General features: G+C 38.7%; 2 protein-coding genes and 1 pseudogene. 1 reads left to right on the top strand and 2 read right to left on the bottom strand.

The genetic code is table 11. The annotated features are described in order from the left end of the window. Positions 1-50 precede the first annotated feature (50 nt). Both R8925_RS15775 and R8925_RS15770 read right to left on the bottom strand, forming a co-directional pair. The gene (locus tag R8925_RS15775) at positions 51-338 is read right to left on the bottom strand and encodes an IS3 family transposase (RefSeq protein ID WP_430539465.1); all 288 of its coding nucleotides are present in this window, start codon (positions 336-338) and stop codon (positions 51-53) included. Between the two features lie 52 nt (positions 339-390). After that, a complete protein-coding gene (locus R8925_RS15770; protein ID WP_430536737.1) occupies positions 391-684 on the bottom strand; it encodes a transposase in 294 nt (97 codons plus the stop codon). Between the two features lie 60 nt (positions 685-744). Between R8925_RS15770 and R8925_RS15765 the strand changes: the two are divergent. Continuing rightward, a pseudogene (locus tag R8925_RS15765) lies at positions 745-1,465 on the top strand (IS3 family transposase); the annotation flags it as partial. Positions 1,466-1,643: the final 178 nt, after the last annotated feature.

Here is a 1,643-nt window from a genome sequence, read left to right as displayed (position 1 = left end):
AATACGTATCCAAAATCTAAATGCAGATTTTGGATACGTATTTTTCTAGGTCAGAGAACCTTTTGTCTCAGACTCTTCTGTTTTCGATATTTTCGTCGTTTTCCCTTGGTGTAAAGACCTTGCATACAAAGTAATCGGCCAATACGCTTTCGACTGACAGAAATTTGATGTTCACACTTTAATTCGACTTGTATTCTTCGTGCGCCATATCTTGCTTGATGTCGAAAGAAAATAGCCCGAATGATTTCGCTGAGTACTTCGTTCTCCAAGGCGAGATTCGATGGTGACCGATTCAAAAAGCGTAATAGCCGGAACGAGAAACACGAAAGTATTGGCATGCTCCTTTAATCGCTACTTTTCCGTCCAATTTTTTCTGAATATACGTGTAGATTACCTTTGTTTTTGCTTGAGAAAGACCTGGAACTTTTTTAGGAGCTCTAGCTCCTCCCTTAGCTTCTCATTTTCTTTTGATAAGCGTTTGACTTCTTGTTGAGAAATAAATTCGCGACTACCGTGTCCTGGGAAAGCACGCTCGCCATATTTTTCATATTCAGAAACCCATCGATACAATGTATTTTCATGAACATCAAGTTGCTTTGAAACAAAGCGAACAGGGTGAGCCTCCGTTAAAATAAGGCTGACGGCTTGCGATTTAAACGCTTTAGAATAGTTTTTTCTTTTCATAGGACATATCCTTTCTTAAATCCGCTTATTTTTTGTGTCCACTTTAGTATAACCATTCCAGTCGTAGAAGAGTTCGATAAAAGCCGTAAAAATTATGGCACACGGAAATTAAAAGTAGCTTTAGCCCTTTTGGGCTTCACCGTTTCTCGACGCAAAATTGCCAAGATTATGCGGAAATTTACCCTGATCTCAAATTATACAAAAGCTACTTTCAAAAAAGGAAAAGCAACTGTCAACGAAGCACCCATTAGGAATACATTAGAGCGTCAATTCAAGCAAGAGCAACCACTAGAAGTCATCGTTACGGATTTAACCTATGTTCGAGTAGGGAATAAGTGGCACTATGTTTGCTTCATTCTAGACCTGTTTAATCGTGAGATTATTGGGCATAGCGCGGGCGCACACAAAACAGCTGCACTAGTCAAAGAAGCGATGTACCCCCCCCTTCTCCCTTAGCCATGTGAAGCTGTTTCATACAGACCGCGGAAGTGAGTTTGATAATCAAGAAATGGATGAGCTATTGCATGCTTTTGACATACAGCGTTCGCTGAGTGATAAAGGATGTCCTTATGATAATGCTGTCGCTGAAAGTACTTATAAATCATTCAAAAAGGAGTTTGTCTATCCCAATCATTTTCAAACGTTAGAACAGCTTAAAGTACAGCAGTTCTACTATGTGAATTGGTGGAACCATATCCGATTTCATGGCACATTGAATTACCAGAGTCCTGTTAGTTTTCGTATCGCGAAATCCTTTCAAAATAACAGTATCGCAGGCTAAATCCTAAGATGCGCATTTAGTTCAGCAAGACCTTATAAATTTTGTTCGAAAAAAGGTTGCCATTCCGGGAGTGTAAAATAAACTGTGTAAATAATGAATCTTAGTTCATTGTTTATACAGTTTTTCTTTTTTGATACAATGAATAAAAATCGGAAAGGATGAGAGTAAGATGCCAAAG

Source organism: Listeria rocourtiae subsp. hofi, assembly GCF_963575615.1.
Lineage (GTDB): Bacteria > Bacillota > Bacilli > Lactobacillales > Listeriaceae > Listeria_A > Listeria_A hofi.
This window is presented reverse-complemented; position numbering and strand designations above follow the sequence as displayed.

Excerpts from the sequence above, each read along its gene's own strand:
- R8925_RS15775 (WP_430539465.1), bottom strand. The coding sequence starts at position 338 with ATGCCAATACTTTCGTGTTTCTCGTTCCGGCTATTACGCTTTTTGAAT.
- R8925_RS15770 (WP_430536737.1), bottom strand. The coding sequence starts at position 684 with ATGAAAAGAAAAAACTATTCTAAAGCGTTTAAATCGCAAGCCGTCAGC.